Source organism: Actinomadura macra NBRC 14102, from assembly GCF_001552215.1.
Lineage (GTDB): Bacteria > Actinomycetota > Actinomycetes > Streptosporangiales > Streptosporangiaceae > Spirillospora > Spirillospora macra.
Map to the genome: position 1 here is coordinate 44714 of NZ_BCQT01000009.1, position 14768 is coordinate 59481.

The following is a 14768-nucleotide window of genomic DNA, read 5'->3' on the forward strand; positions in this document are numbered from 1 at the left end:
TCACACCCCGGCGGCCTGCGGGGTCGGCGTGTTCGCGAGCACCTCGCCGACGACGTCCGCGCCGCCACGCCCGCGCAGCTCCGCCTCCGGCGTCACGATCAACCGGTGCGCGATGACCGGCACGGCGAGCGCCTTCACGTCCTCGGGCACGATGTAGGCGCGGCCAGCCGCCGCCGCCCGCACCCGCGCCGCCCGCAGCAACGCAAGGCTCGCCCGCGGGCTCGCGCCGAGCCGCAGGTCGGGATGCTCCCGCGTCGCCGCGACCACCCGCACCACGTAGTCGTACAGGGGCGCCGCGACGTGCAGCCGCTGCGCGAACTCGACCATGCGGGAGACGTCGTCGCGGCCGATCACCGGCGGCATCTGGTCGAGCACCGCCCCGGTCGGCGCGCCCGCCAGCAGCGCCACCTCCGCCTGGTGGTCGGGGTAGCCCATCGAGATGCGCATCAGGAACCGGTCGAGCTGCGCCTCCGGCAGCGGGTACGTCCCGTCCATGTCGACCGGGTTCTGCGTCGCGATCACCAGGAACGGGCGGGGCACCGGATGCGGCGTCCCCTCCACCGTCACCCGCCGCTCCTCCATGACCTCAAGCAGCGCCGACTGCGTCTTCGGCGAGCCACGGTTGATCTCGTCCGCGACCACCAGGTTCGCGAAGATCGGCCCGGCGTGGAACTCGAACGCGCTCGTGCCCTGGTTGAAGATCGACACCCCGGTGATGTCGCTCGGCAGCAGGTCGGGCGTGAACTGGATCCGCGCCCATTTCGCCTCCACCGACGCCGACATCGCCCGCGCGAGGGTCGTCTTGCCCACCCCCGGCACGTCCTCGACCAGCAGGTGTCCCTCCGACAGCAGACAGATCAGGGCGAGTTCGACCTTCTCCCGCTTGCCCCGGACGACCCGCTCGATGTTCTGCGCCAGCGCCCCGAACATCTGCGCGAACCGCCCGACCAGGGCCTCAGCGTCGCCCCCCGCGTTCTCGCTCATCCCGCACACCCCCGTGTGGTCCCGCGTCTGCGGATCATGCGCATTCGAACGTGCTCCCGCCGGGTGAGCGCGGCCCCTCCATGAGCGTCACGCTGAGGTAGCCCACGCCGCCGTTCCATTCGATCCGGTTCCACCACACGCTCGTTTCGCCGGTCTCGGCCTCCCTGACGTTCTCGCCCCTGACCTGGCAGATCAGGGTCAGCGTCTGGTAGGTCCCTTGGGAGATCCTGCCGACCTCACCCGTCTTCGCCGGTCCCGGCCGGATGATCGTGTTCGTCTGGTTGTTCGCCTTGTTCCGGTAGCCGGCGCGCCGGTAGGCGAGGTTCGCGATCGCCGTGACCGCCGTGCTCTCCCCCGCCCCGTTCTTCGCGACGAGCGTGTAGGGGTAGGAAGCGTCGTTGGTCAGGCCCGACACGGTGGCCGACGTCCCGGTCACCTCGCCCGGCGCGTTGGTCCCGGTGACGCGGTAGACGACGGACGTGCCGGGCGCCGCGCTCCAGGTGAGGCGCGCCCCGTGGTCCTCCCCCGCCGCCGCGAAGCCGGTCGGCTGGCCGGGGGCGACGCAGGGCCGCACGGGCATGCTCGGCCGCGACTCCTTCTCGGCCCGCCTCCCGTTCGGCGCCTCGTACTGGACGGCCACCGTGAACTGGTAGGACTTGTCGCAGCTCCCGCCCGCCAGGGTGAAGCTGGGCGACGCGCCGGCCGGGACCCGGCGCGGCCGGACCTGGAACTCCTCCGCACCCTTGAGCACGTACCCCTCGGGCCTGCCTCCGGCGGAGGGAGCGAAGGTCACCCGCGCACCGCCCGAGAGCGGATCGACGCGCACGACCTGCGGTTCCGACGGGGTACCGTCACCCGGCGGCTTCGGCGGCGCGGGCGGCGTCCAGGGCGGGCCGGCGCCGGTGGAGCCGCCGGGGCCCCGGCCACCGCCGTTGGCACGGTTCCCGTTACCGCCGCCCGGGTTGGGCGCCGGGATGGGACGCCGTGCACTGCCGGGGATCTTGTCCTCGTACTTCTTGATGCGCTTGACGGCGCCGTCGGGGTCGAAGGCGAGGGCCGTCGAACCGTCGGGGTCGTTGACCCATAGCATGTGGTCGCGGACGAGGATCTCGATCGTCCCGCCCGGACGGGTCGCGGTGATGGGCCGCTCCCAGGCGTTGCGGTCGGTGTTGAAGACCAGCAGTTGCCCGGACGTGCGGTCGGGCAGGTAGACGCGCGAGCCGAGAACGTGCGGGGACTCGAACTGGTGGCGCGGCATGCGCAGCGCGACGGAGTCGACGCGCCCGACGGCGGTGTTGAGCAGGTAGAGGGCGCCGCCCGCTCCGAGCATGGGAACGACCTGCCCGTCGGCGACCGGAGGCACCTTGACCCCGGCGGCCGACCGGGAGACAGGAGCGGGCAGGTTGATCTTCTGGCTCCCCGCGGCGCGGACGACGAGCGCGGTCGCGGAGGTGCTGTTGGTGATGACGGGGGTTCCGGCGGCCATGGTCAGCGCGAGGCGGTCGCCCGCGGCACCGGCGACGACGGCCCGTCCCTGGCGTCCGTTCTGGAAGGGGACGACGTGGCCGTTCTGCGGGACGGGGACCCAGAGCGTCCCCGCGGCGTCGATGCCGCCGGCCGACAGCGGTGCGGGCAGGGTGGCGCCCTGGCCGACGGGCGCGAGGGTCAGCGGGTCGATCTGCTGGACGGCGCCCTTGACGAGATCGACGGTGTAGGCGGTGCCCGCGCCCGCCACGACCTGGAGGGCGGAGCCGCCGAGCACCCGACTCTGCGTGATCTTGAGCTGGGACGGGTCGATCCTGCTGACGACGCCGGTGTCCTCGTCGATCAGCAGCACGGTCGTCCCGTCCTGGACGATCCTGATGTGGTGGCCGCGCATCTGCGGGATCACGCCGGCCTTGCCGTCCACCTTGCCCGCGAGACCGTTGGCGTGCACGACCAGACCCTTGGCGCCCGCGCTCAGCCAGGCCCCGACATCGGCGAGCTTGTAGCGGGCGCTCGCGCTGCCCACCCCGTAGACCAGGGCGCTCACGCAGAGCACCCCGACGAGGCCGATCGCTATCTGCCCCGTGATGCGATCGCGCCGGAAGAACCCGCGCAGACCCGTGGCCCGCGCGGGGGATCGGTCCCCGCTCAATCCCCGCCACCCTCTCGTCGCGCCGTGGCCACCCGCTCCTGAACTCGCGGTGGCACCATGCCGGTCGGCGCTCGTCCCCGCCCGGCCGCCGGTGAACCGGCGGGCGGGGGCCTGACGCCGGAAGGAGCTGGAAGCTCGGCGCGAGGGGCACATTAACGGTAATGCGGCTCACACCATATTGGGATGAATCACACTTCACCTGCGGAACCGCCAGACCAGCCGGGGTTACGCGAGAGTAAGTGTGATGTGGATCACATTCTCGGATTTGCGGCTTCCGATCCCGCCTGAACCGAACGCGAACGTTATCCCTGACGTCCTACTGTTGGGCATCGCGAACGACGACACCGAGGTGGACGTGGAAAACGCAAGCATCGCCGACCTGTGGGACCGCGTGACCGGAACGCAGCCCGATCCACCGTGGTGGCTGGTCCTGCTCGTCGGTCTCGTGGCCCTCGGCTCGGTCGTCCACGGCCCCACGTGGCGCGTCGCCCGGAACGTCGTGACCATCGCCCACGAGGGCGGGCACGCCCTGATCGCCCTGGTCACCGGACGCAAGCTGGACGGCATCAAGCTGCACTCCGACACCTCGGGCGTCACCGTCTCGCGCGGCAAGCCGCACGGGCCGGGCATGGTGTTCACCGCGATGGCCGGATACCTCACTCCCCCCTTGCTCGGGCTGCTGTTCGCGGCCCTGCTGGCGGGCGGCCGCATCACGCTGATGCTGTGGTTCTCGCTGGCCCTGCTGGCGGGGATGCTCGTGATGATCCGCAACGCCTACGGCGCACTGTCGGTCATCATCACCGGCGCCGTCATCTTCGGGGTGTCCTGGCTGGGCGGCGCGAAGGTCCAGGCGGGATTCGCCTACCTGGCGGCCTGGTTCCTGCTCCTGGCGGCGACCCGCCCGGTCATCGAGCTACAGCGGATGCGCGCCCGGCACATGGCGCCGAGCTCGGACGCCGACCAGCTGGCGCACCTGACCAGCGTGCCGGGCCTGGCCTGGGTGAGCCTGTTCGGCGCCGTGGCCCTGGCCGCGCTCCTGGCAGGCGCGGCCCTCCTGGTCCCCGACGCAGCCGCAGTCCCCCACCTCCCCCGCCCGCCAGGCTTTTAGGCTTCGAGGCACTGGCGCCGGAAGCCCGCCCGGTGCAGAACTACCTCAACCGTCACGCGAGCGCGCGACCTGAGCGTTGGGGCAAAGCCCAAGGCAAGCCCCAACGGGAAGATCGCGAAGCGATGACGCGCTCGCCCAAGCACGGTCAAGGGGGCGAGCCGCCAGGCGAGCCCCCTTGGGCCGGGATTGCAATCAACACTGTCCGAGGTCGGCGATAGTTTCGGCATTGTGAGCGATCGATGGGACCGGGCGCAGGTGCTCGGGCTGGCGCCGGACGCCGCGGCGGCGAAGGCCGCGGGCGGGATCGCCCGTCCGGCCGGGTGGGCCGGTACCGGCTGCGACGGCGAGGCCGTCTGGGGCGAGTGCCAGGGCAGCGGCAAGGCCGCCTACCGGACCTGCGCCGATCTGGCCGGGCCCGCGTTCCGCTGTTCGTGTCCGAGCCGCAAGTTCCCCTGCAAGCACGCGCTCGCGCTGCTGCTGCTCTGGAGCGAGGGGGCCGTGGGGGTGGGTCCCCGTCCGGGGTGGGTCGCCGAATGGGTGGAGGAGCGGCGCGACAGGGACGACCGGTCGCGGGAACGTCGCGCGGCGTCGGCCGTCAAGGCACGCGACCCGAAGACCGTCGAGCGGCGTGAGCGGCGGGTCGATGACGGACTCGCCGAGCTCGACCAGTGGCTGCGCGACCAGGTCGCGCACGGGCTCTCGCAGGCCGCCAAGGAGTCCTACCGGCTGTGGGACGACGCGGCCCGCCGGCTCGTCGACGCGCAGGCGGGCGGGCTGTCGGGCCCCGTCCGGGGGCTCGCGGCGATCCCACGCCAGCCCGGTTGGCCCGACCGTCTCCTGGAGGAGTACGCGATGCTGCGGCTGCTCGTCCGGGCCTACCAGCGGCGGGCGGAGCTGCCCCAGGGGTTGCGCGACACCGTCCGCGCGAGGATCGGGTTCACCGTCCCGCAGGATGACGTGCTCTCCGAGGGCGAGCGCGTCCAGGACCTGTGGTCGGTGACCGGGTCGCGTGACATCCCGCAGGAGCAGCTCACCACACGGCGGGTGTGGCTGCGGGGGCGGCGAACGGGACGTCCGGCGCTGGTCCTGTCCTTCGCGCCGCCCGGCGGTGCCCTCGACACGTCCCTCCTCGTGGGCACCGAGGTCGACGCGGAGCTGGCGTTCTACCCCGGCGCCCAGCCGCTGCGCGCGCTCGTGGCCGAACGGTACGGGCCGGCCGGGGCGGGTACGCCCGACGGTACCGATGTCCGGGGCTTTCTCGGCGAGCACGCCGCGGCACTCGCACGCGATCCCTGGCTGGAACGCTGGCCCGCCACGCTCGCGGGGGTGCGGCTCGCCCGCACCGCGGAAGGCGGCCTGCACGCGGTCGATGGTGCGGGCGACTCGCTTCCGCTCCGCTTGGCCGATCCGTGGCGGCTCCTCGCGGTTTCGGGAGGCGGCCCGGTCACCCTGGCCGGCGAATGGACGGCCCATGGCCTTCGTCCGCTGGCCGCCTGGCACGACGACGAAGGGGCCGTGATCCTGTGAGCGCCTGGGCCGACCACGTCACCGCCGCCCTCCTCGGCACCGAGCGCCGCGACCCGCCCGTTCTCCCCGAAGCGCCCGCCGGTCCCGGCGACAAGGCGGCCCGGCTGCTCGACCAGGCGGCCCTCCTCACCGTCCGACGCCGCGCCGGCCGCCGGCCCACCGGCGCCGCCGAGGTCATCGCGGCGGCGCCGGCCGAGAGCGTTCCGACCGTCCCGGCGGTGGCGGCGGGGCGGCTGGGGCGGATCCTCGCCGGAGAGCAGATCCGGGTGCTGCCCGAGTGGCTGGACGCGGCGGCGGCGCACGGATGGCGGGTGCCGGCCCGGCTGCTGCCCGAGCTGCTGGAGCGGGGCCGCAGCGACCGGATGCTGCGCCCGTCGATCGCCCGGTCCGCGGGACGCCGCGGAGTCTGGCTGGCCCTGCAGAACACCGACTGGGCCTACCTCGTCGGGGCGGGGGACGACCCCGGCGGCGGGGCGGACGTGTGGGAGACCGGGACGCGCAACCAGCGGGTCGCCTTTCTGACCAGGCTGCGCGGTGACGACCCGGGCGGGGCCCGCGAGCTGCTCTGCGAGACATGGGTGAAGGAGCCGGCGCCCGACCGCGCGGCGTTTCTCGCCACGTTCGAGCACGGGCTGTCCTTGGACGATGAGGAGTTCCTGGAAACGGCTCTGGAAGACCGCGGTAAGGACGTCCGGCAGCTCGCCTCCGACCTGCTCGCCCGCGTGCCGGGTTCGGCGTACGGGCGGCGCATGGCGGCCCGCGCCCGCGCCTGCGTGGCGCCCCAGACCCGCGCCGTCCGGGGACGTGACCAGACCTGTGTCGTGGTCGAGCCGCCGCGCGAGCACGACGAGGACCTCGCGCGGGACGGCGTCCCGTTCCACCCCAGCGGTTCGTTCACGCCGGGAGGCCCGAACGGTCCGATCGGCGCCAGGGCCGCGTGGCTCCGCGAGATCCTCGCCCGCACCCCCTTGAGCACCTGGACGGAGACGTTCGGGCTGCCCCCGATGGAGATCGTCTGCCTGCCGCTGGGAACCCCCGAGCGTCCTGGTCCGCCGGACGGCGGGGCCGCGCAGAGGGCGTTCGGCGATGTCGACGGGCGGGTGGCGCGGGACGTGCACATCGGGTGGGCGCGGGCGGCGCTCAGGCAGCGTGACGCCGAGTGGGCGCGCGCGCTGCTCAAGGGCGGTGTCGTTGTCGACGAGCCTGAGGCGCTCGCCGACCTGCTGGCCGTCCTGCCCTCGGACGAGCGGGAGTCCGCGGCGGCGGACCTGATCCGGTGGGTGGACGGCCATCCCGATCTGCTGCGCGTCCTCGAACGGGTGCCGGGTCCGTGGACGAGCGCGCTCGCGGCCGCCGTGGTCGCGACGCTGACGTCCGCGGCCGAGCGGCCCGCGCACCGCGACGAGCACGCGCTCACCCAGTTGTGCCGGCTCGCCGACCAGCGGCTCGACCCGGCCGCCGCCGCCCGGCTGGAGGCCGCCGGCCCGGCGGCGCCGCGCGCCGTCCTTGAACTGATCGCTACCTTGCGGTTCCGTGACGAGATGCTGAAGGAGCTCGCTCCGTGATGACCAACGAGTCTGTGCCGGGGGGTCTGGCGGGTCGTCCCCCTAGGGAGCAGAGCGCAGAGGCCGTTCTGCGACCGCACGCCGAGCAGGAGAACGCCGGCGAGTTGAAGCGGCTGGCCGAGCACGACGATCGGCCGCGCCCGCCGGGCTGGCGGCTGTCGCCGTGGGCGGTCACCCTGTATCTGCTCGGCGGCGAACTTCCGGACGGCACGGTGATCGGCCCGAAGTACGTGGGCCCGCGCCGGCTGGTGGAGGTCGCGGTCGCGACGCTCGCCACCGACCGGGCGTTGCTGCTGCTCGGCGTCCCCGGCACGGCCAAGACGTGGGTGTCGGAGCACTTGGCCGCCGCCATCAGCGGCGACTCGACGTTGCTGGTGCAGGGGACGGCGGGAACCTCCGAGGAGGCCGTCCGGTACGGGTGGAACTACGCGCGGTTGCTCGCGGAGGGGCCGTCGGAGAAGGCGCTCGTGGAGAGCCCGCTGATGCACGCGATGCGGACCGGGGCCGTCGCGCGGATCGAGGAGCTCACCCGGATGCCGTCCGACGTGCAGGACACGCTGATCACCGTCCTGTCGGAGAAGACGCTGCCCGTCCCCGAGCTCGGCACCGAGGTGCAGGCGCGCAAGGGCTTCACGGTGATCGCGACCGCGAACGACCGTGACCGGGGCGTCAACGAGCTGTCCAGCGCGCTGCGCCGGCGGTTCAACACCGTGGTGCTCCCGCTGCCCGAGTCCGCTGAGGACGAGGTGGACATCGTGGCCCGCCGGGTCGAGGAGATCGGCAGCGCGCTGGAACTGCCGGAGAGCCCGGCGGGGCTGGAGGAGATCCGCCGGGTCGTCACCGTGTTCCGGGAGCTGCGTTCCGGGCTCACCGGCGACGGCCAGACCAAGCTCAAGTCGCCCAGCGGGACGCTCAGCACCGCCGAGGCGATCTCGGTGATCACCAGTGGGCTGGCGCTCGCCGCGCACTTCGGCGACGGGGTCCTGCGCGCGGCGGACGTCGCGGGCGGCATCGTCGGCGCCGTCGTCCAGGACCCGGTGTCGGACCGCGTGGTGTGGCAGGAGTACCTGGAGACGGTCGTACGGGACCGTGCCGAGTGGCTCGACTTCTACCGGGCCTGCCGGGAGGTGTCTTGACGGGTCACCGGGTCGAGGTCTACGGCATCCGGCATCACGGGCCGGGCTCGGCCCGCGCGCTGCGGGCAGCGTTGGAGGATTACGGGCCCGACGCGGTGCTGATCGAGGGCCCGCCGGAGGCCGACGCCATCGTGGAGTTGGCCGCCGACCCCGGGATGGTGCCGCCGGTCGCGTTGCTGGCCTACTCCCCCGCGGCGGACGGCGACGACCGCAAGGCCGCGTTCTGGCCGTTCGCCGAGTTCAGCCCGGAATGGCAGGCCGTGCGGCACGCCCTCGCAGCGGGCGCGGCGGTCCGGTTCTGCGACCTGCCGGCGGCGCACCAGCTCGTCCCGGCGGAGGAGGAACCCCAGGAGCCACCCGCCGGTGATCCGCCCGCCGAGGCGCGGCCTCCGGCCCCCGAGGAGGGGATCCGGCTCGATCCGCTGGGCTGGCTGGCGAAGGCCGCCGGGTATGACGACACCGAGCGCTGGTGGGACGACGTCGTGGAGCATCGCCACGACGACCCGTCCCCGTTCCCCGCCATCGCCGAGGCCATGACGGAGCTGCGGGAGCAGTTGGCCACCCTGCCGGAGGAGACCGCACGGGCGGGCCTGCCGGCGGGATATCTGCGGCGCGAGGAACAGCGTGAGGCCCACATGCGCCGGACGCTGCGCCGGGCTCTGAAGGACGGGTACGAGCGGGTCGCCGTGGTGTGCGGCGCCTGGCACGTCCCGGCGCTGCTGGCCACCGTGCCCGCGGCCCGCGACGACCGGACGCTGCGGGGCCTGCCGAAGGTGAGGGTCGCGACGACGTGGGTGCCGTGGACGCACGGGAGGCTCGCCGGGCGGTCCGGGTACGGCGCGGGCGTGCGCTCCCCCGGCTGGTACCACCACCTGTTCGCGGCGCGCGACCGTCCGGTCGAGCGCTGGCTCACCGCCGCCGCGCGGGTGTTGCGCGAGGAGGGCCTGCACGTCTCGTCCGCGCACGTGATCGAGGCCGTCCGGCTCGCGGAGGCGCTCGCCGCGCTGCGCGGCCGTCCCCTCGCCGGGCTGGACGAGGTCACCGAGGCCACCCGGGCGGTGCTGTGCGAGGGCGCCGAGCTGCCCGTCGAGCTGATCCAGCGGCGTCTGGTCGTCGGTGAGCGGCTCGGTGCCGTACCGGAGCGGACCCCGATGGTGCCGCTGCAACGCGACCTGCAAGCCGAGCAGCGGCGGCTGCGGCTCAAGCCGTCGGCGCTGGACAAGGAGCAGGACCTCGATCTGCGCAAGCCCACCGATGTGGACCGCAGCCGGCTGCTGCACCGGCTGCGCCTGCTGGACGTCGACTGGGGCGTCCCGGCGGAGAGCCGGTCGAAGGGCACGTTCCGCGAGACGTGGACGCTGGTGTGGCGGCCGGAGTTCGATGTCGAGCTGATCGAGGCGAGCGCCTGGGGCACCACCGTGCGCGGCGCCGCCACCGCGCGCGCCGAGGCGCTGGCGACGGGTGCGCGGACGCTCGCCGATCTCACATCCGTCGCCGAGCGGTGCCTGCTGGCCGACCTCGGCGGCGCGCTGCCCGCGGTGATGCACGCCCTGGCCGACCGGGCCGCCGTGGACACCGATGTCGCGCGTCTGATGGCGGCGCTGCCCGCGCTCGTCCGGGCGCTGCGGTACGGGGACGTGCGGGGCACGTCGACCGGCCCGCTCCGCACCGTCGTGGACGGTCTCGTGGTGCGGATCTGCGTCGGCCTGCCGCCCGCGCTCGCCGGCCTGGACGACGCCGCCGCCCGCGAGCTGCTCGGCCACATCGACGCCGTCCACGGCGCGCTGGCCCTGCTCGGCGACGATGTAGCAGAGGGGCACATCGAGCGCTGGCGCCGCACGCTGGAGGGCCTCGTCGCCCGCCCGGACGTTCTGCACGGCCTCGTGGAGGGCCGCCTCACCCGCCTCCTGCACGACGCGGGGCGCCTGCCCGACGTCGCCGATCGGATGGCCCGGGCCGTGTCCGTGGGCGCCGCGCCCGACCGGGCGGCGGCCTGGGTCGAGGGGTTCCTGTCCGGCGGCGGCCTGCTGCTCATGCACGACGAGGCGCTGCTGCGTCTCGTGGACGGCTGGATCTCCAGGCTCCCCGCCGCTTCCTTCACCGACGTCCTGCCCCTGCTGCGCCGCACCTTCGGCGCCTTCGCGGCGGCGGAGCGGCGCGCGATCGGCGAGCGGGTCCGTCGCCTCGGCGCGACCGCGGGGCCGGCCCATGCCGCCGGGGACGACCTGGACGCGGCCCGCGCGGCCCCCGCGGCGGAAACGGCGCTGGCCATCCTCGGCTGGAAGGGGTCCCGGTGAGCGGCGACGACGGCGAGCGGCTCCGGCGGTGGCGGCTCGTGCTGGGCGGCGAACGGGCGGACGGCACCGGTGTGGCGCTGACCGGCGACGACGCGCGGATGGACGGGGCGCTGGAGCGGCTCTACGGCGCGGGCGACCGCGACGAGGGCCGGTCCCGGCCGGGGCGGCGCAGCGCCGGGCTCGGCGATTCGGCGCCGTCGGTCGCGCGCTGGCTCGGCGACATCCGCGCCTACTTCCCGTCGACGGTCGTCCAGGTCATGCAGAGGGACGCGATCGAACGGCTCGACCTCACCCGGCTGCTGATGGAGCCGGAGATGCTGGAGGCGGTCGAACCGGACGTCCATCTGGTCGGCACGCTGCTGTCGCTCAACCGGGTGATGCCCGACCGGGCGCGGGAGTCGGCGCGGGCGGTGGTCCGGACGGTCGTCGCCGATCTGGAGCGCCGGCTCGCGCAGCGGACCCGGTCGGCGGTCGGCGGGGCCCTGGACCGGACGGCGCGCGTCCACCGGCCCCGGCGGCTCGCCGATGTCGACTGGGAGCGGACGATCCGCGCGAACCTGCGGCACTACCTGCCCGAGCACCGCACGCTCGTCCCGGAACGGCTGGTCGGATACGGGCGGCGGCGGCAGTCCGTCGAACGGGACGTGGTCCTCGCCATCGACCAGAGCGGCTCGATGGCGGCGTCGGTGGTGTACGCGAGCGTGTTCGGCGCGGCGCTGGCCTCGACGCGGTCGCTGCGGACGTCGCTTGTGGTGTTCGACACCGCCGTCGCCGATCTGACCGACCAGTTGCACGACCCGGTGGAGGTGCTGTTCGGCACGCAGTTGGGGGGCGGTACCGACATCAACCGGGCGCTCGCGTACTGCCAGGGTCTCATCACCCGCCCGAACGACACGATCCTCGTGCTGGTCAGCGACCTGTACGAGGGCGGGATCCGGGAGGAGATGCTGCGGCGGGTGGGCGCGCTGACGGCGTCCGGCGTGCAGGTCGTGGTGCTGCTGGCGCTGTCGGACGAGGGCGCCCCGGCCTACGACCACGACAACGCGGCGGCGTTGGCCGCCCTCGGCGTGCCCGCGTTCGCCTGCACGCCCGACGCGTTCCCGGGCCTGATGGCCGCCGCGATCGAGCGCCGTGACCTGAGGGAGTGGTCGGAGCGCTCAGCGGGGGCCGGGTGAGGAGCGCAGCCCCATCGCGAGGAGGACCACCACCAGCGCGGTGATGATGGCGTGCCCGGCCAGGGCGGGGACGTCGATGTCGACGAGGGCGCCCCAGGCGCCCCACAACGCGACGCGGGCGACGCGGGCGGCCATCACCGTCCAGGCGCCGGCCCGGCTGCCCCGCCACGCCATGATCACCGCGACCAGGGTGACCGCCGCGAGGAGGGTGAACGATGTGGCGACCACGGGCAGCAGGCCGCCGCGATGGCCCACGGTCAGCGACGGCCGAGCGATGAGGATCGCGAGGGACGCGACGTCCAGCGCGGCCAGCAGCCCGGCCAGGATCAGCGCGATGACGGTCGCGGGGCCACGCCGCAGGACCCGGTGCGGCGGCTCGGCGGTGACCTGCCCCTGGGGGAACGGCGGAAGGCCGGAGGCCGCGCCCCCGTTGGGGGCGTACGGCGTGGGGGCGGGCTCCCGGAGCGTCGCCGGGTCGGCCCCGCGGGTGAGTTCGGCGGTGGGTCGGCCCGCCGCGGCGCCCACCGGCCCGTTCGGTGGCGCGGCGCCCCAGGCTCCGGCCGGAGGGCCCGGATACTGCTCGGTGGCCCCCTGAGTCACACCGGCTCCGGATGTCCCGGTATTCCCATGCGGCACGGCGTTCCCATGCGGCACAGCGCCGCCAGGAGTGGCGGTCGTACCCCAGCTCACGGCGGTGCCCGAGGACACGCCGGCGTTCGGCGGCGCGGCGCCCGGGTGGGCGGCGGTGCCCGGGATCGTGCCGCCGGAGATCGCCGTGGGATGCGGCGGCGGAGGGAAGTCGTGGGCGGGCTCGGCAGAACCGTGTTCGCCCAGGAGGCGGAGGAGAACGTCCTCGGAGGTGGGGCGGGCGGCCGGGTCGCGGGCCAGGCACGCCGCGGCGACCTCGGCGATCGGCCCGGGCAGGGGGCCGAGGTCGGGCGTCTCGTGCATGATCCGGTACATCACGGCGGGCAGCGGGCCGCCGGCGAAGGGGTCGCGGCCGGTCGCGGCGAACAGCAGGGTCCCCGCCCAGGCGAACAGGTCGGTGGCGGGGCTGACACGCCCCGCGAACTGCTCGGGCGCCATGTAGGCGGGCGTCCCGACGACCTGGCTGGTCAGTGTGGCGCCCGCGTCGAACGCGCGGGCGATCCCGAAGTCGATCACGCGGGGGCCGTCCCGGCCCATCAGGACGTTCTGCGGCTTGAAATCACGGTGCACGATGCCGGCGCGGTGGATAGCGGTCAGTGCGGTGACCGAGCTGATCGCGAGCCGGTCGAGGTCGGCGCCGGCGCGCGGGCCGTCCTCCAGGACGAGGTCGCGCAGTGACCGGCCCGGCACGTACTCGCTGACGATGTAGGGACGGTCGCCCGCCATGTCGGCGGCGAGCATCTGCGCGGTGCAGAACCCGGCGACCCGCTGGAGCAGCGCGAGCTCGCGAACGAATCGGCCTCGGGCCGCGGCGTTGCCGAGCAACTGGGTATGCAGGAGCTTGACGGCGACGAGCGGCGGCAGGGTCCCCGGATCGACCGGGCGGCCGAGGAACACCACGCCCTGCCCGCCGACGCCGATCCGGCCGAGCAGCTCGCAGCCACCAAGGTGAGTGGGATCGGCGGCGTCGAGGGGAAGCGGGCTCGCCATTCGTACCCCCGTGGGTCCCCGAAAATTTAAGCATTTCACCGGGCACAAAACCGCTTCACCCGGCATCAAAGAGTATAGGTTCGGCAGGCCCGGAGCGGGAGACGACGCATGCGTGAGATCCATTCGAGAATTGCCCGGCGCAGAGCCGCGGCGGTGTCCTTCACGGCACTGTGCGTGGCCGCGGGGACGCTGGCGGGCTGCGGCGATGCGGGGGCGACGATCACCCGTCTCACCGTGGGGACGCCGGGGCCCGAGCCGTACACGCTAATGTCGGGCACCGACCAGACGAAGGTCGCGAACCGTCCGCAGGCGGGCGGGACGCGGCAGGGCGACTCCCCCGGCCTGTACGGCGGGACGCGCCACGCGGCGAGCTGCGACCAGGGCAAGTTGATCGCGTTCCTGCAGGCCAACCCGGACAAGGCGAAGGCCTGGGCGGGGGTCCAGGGAATCCCCGTCGGCGACATCCCGCGCTATGTCTCGCGGCTGACCCCGGTCCTGCTCCGCACTGACACGCTCGTGACCAACCACGGCTGGAACGCCGGGAAGGCGACCAGCGGACCCGCCGTCCTCCAGGCCGGAATGGGCGTCCTGGTCAATGGTTACGGGGTCCCCACGGTGAAGTGCAATTGCGGCAATCCGCTGACTCAGCCGGAGAAGAAGATCTCCACCGGGAAGGCGTCGTACCGTGGCCGCTCCTGGCCGGGCTTCACCAAGGCGAAAGTGACCAAGGTGCAGCCGAGGGATTCGCGGAAGGGGACGATCGAGACGTTCGTGCTCGTCGATCCGGGCGCCACGATGGGCTTCGAGCGGCCCCGCGCCACTGCGGGCCCGGTGGACGGCCCGCCGACCGAGCTGCCCTCGACGGAGCTGGTCGGGCCGTCCGACACGCCGACGCCGTCGGACTCCGGCAGCAGTTCGCCGGGCACCGACGTGCCCACCGACGACCCGAGCATGACGCCCGGCACTGACACGCCGACCGAGCCGACGGAGCCCACCGAACCGTCCGAGCAGCCCACCGAGCCGGGCCCGACCGGCAGCGAGCCGGCACCGGGCATGTCCGCCGGCCCGAACTACGGCGGCACCGGGATGGAGCCGGGGGCGTCGGAGCCGAACCCGGGCGGGGCGCCGGACAGTCCGATCTCCATGGCGCCGTCCCGGGAACCGGAGACCCCGCCCACCTGGTGAAAGCCAATGCGGTACA

The 14768-nt window shown here is 74.0% G+C and carries 10 protein-coding genes; 7 read left to right on the top strand and 3 right to left on the bottom strand.

What is annotated here, in order from left to right:
* Both AMA02S_RS14130 and AMA02S_RS14135 read right to left on the bottom strand, forming a co-directional pair.
* Window positions 1-984, bottom strand: coding sequence for an AAA family ATPase (locus AMA02S_RS14130; protein WP_067457682.1), 984 nt, complete (start codon window positions 982-984; stop codon window positions 1-3).
* A gap of 34 nt (window positions 985-1018) precedes the next feature.
* Window positions 1019-3121 (bottom strand): fibronectin type III domain-containing protein, encoded by a 2103-nt coding sequence (locus AMA02S_RS14135; protein ID WP_067457686.1) that lies wholly within the window; start codon window positions 3119-3121, stop codon window positions 1019-1021.
* A 322-nt stretch (window positions 3122-3443) separates the two neighbouring features.
* On the opposite strand from AMA02S_RS14135, the gene AMA02S_RS14140 reads away from it, so the two are divergent.
* The 6 genes from AMA02S_RS14140 (at window position 3444) to AMA02S_RS14165 (ending at window position 11929) form a co-directional block, all read left to right on the top strand.
* Entirely contained in the window at window positions 3444-4229 is a 786-nt protein-coding gene (locus AMA02S_RS14140; RefSeq protein ID WP_439951593.1) for a M50 family metallopeptidase, read from the top strand.
* Between the two features lie 228 nt (window positions 4230-4457).
* Window positions 4458-5756, top strand: coding sequence for an SWIM zinc finger family protein (locus tag AMA02S_RS14145; protein ID WP_067457689.1), 1299 nt, complete (start codon window positions 4458-4460; stop codon window positions 5754-5756).
* A complete protein-coding gene (locus AMA02S_RS14150; protein ID WP_067457692.1) occupies window positions 5753-7321 on the top strand; it encodes a DUF5691 domain-containing protein in 1569 nt (522 codons plus the stop codon). The genes AMA02S_RS14145 and AMA02S_RS14150 overlap by 4 nt, the downstream gene beginning before the upstream one ends.
* A complete protein-coding gene (locus AMA02S_RS14155; RefSeq protein WP_439951594.1) occupies window positions 7318-8457 on the top strand; it encodes an ATP-binding protein in 1140 nt (379 codons plus the stop codon). Before AMA02S_RS14150 ends, AMA02S_RS14155 begins: the two co-directional genes overlap by 4 nt.
* Window positions 8454-10754 (top strand): DUF5682 family protein, encoded by a 2301-nt coding sequence (locus tag AMA02S_RS14160; protein WP_067457695.1) that lies wholly within the window; start codon window positions 8454-8456, stop codon window positions 10752-10754. Before AMA02S_RS14155 ends, AMA02S_RS14160 begins: the two co-directional genes overlap by 4 nt.
* Window positions 10751-11929 (top strand): VWA domain-containing protein, encoded by a 1179-nt coding sequence (locus AMA02S_RS14165; RefSeq protein ID WP_067457698.1) that lies wholly within the window; start codon window positions 10751-10753, stop codon window positions 11927-11929. The genes AMA02S_RS14160 and AMA02S_RS14165 overlap by 4 nt, the downstream gene beginning before the upstream one ends.
* Here AMA02S_RS14165 and AMA02S_RS43475 read toward each other — a convergent pair.
* The gene (locus tag AMA02S_RS43475) at window positions 11912-13567 is read right to left on the bottom strand and encodes a serine/threonine-protein kinase (RefSeq protein ID WP_067457701.1); all 1656 of its coding nucleotides are present in this window, start codon (window positions 13565-13567) and stop codon (window positions 11912-11914) included. The two genes, AMA02S_RS14165 and AMA02S_RS43475, sit on opposite strands and share 18 nt — an antisense overlap.
* A 108-nt stretch (window positions 13568-13675) precedes the next feature.
* On the opposite strand from AMA02S_RS43475, the gene AMA02S_RS14175 reads away from it, so the two are divergent.
* Window positions 13676-14752: a DUF6777 domain-containing protein gene (locus AMA02S_RS14175; RefSeq protein ID WP_157430573.1), complete on the top strand. Its 1077-nt coding sequence runs from the start codon at window positions 13676-13678 to the stop codon at window positions 14750-14752.
* Window positions 14753-14768 lie beyond the last annotated feature (16 nt).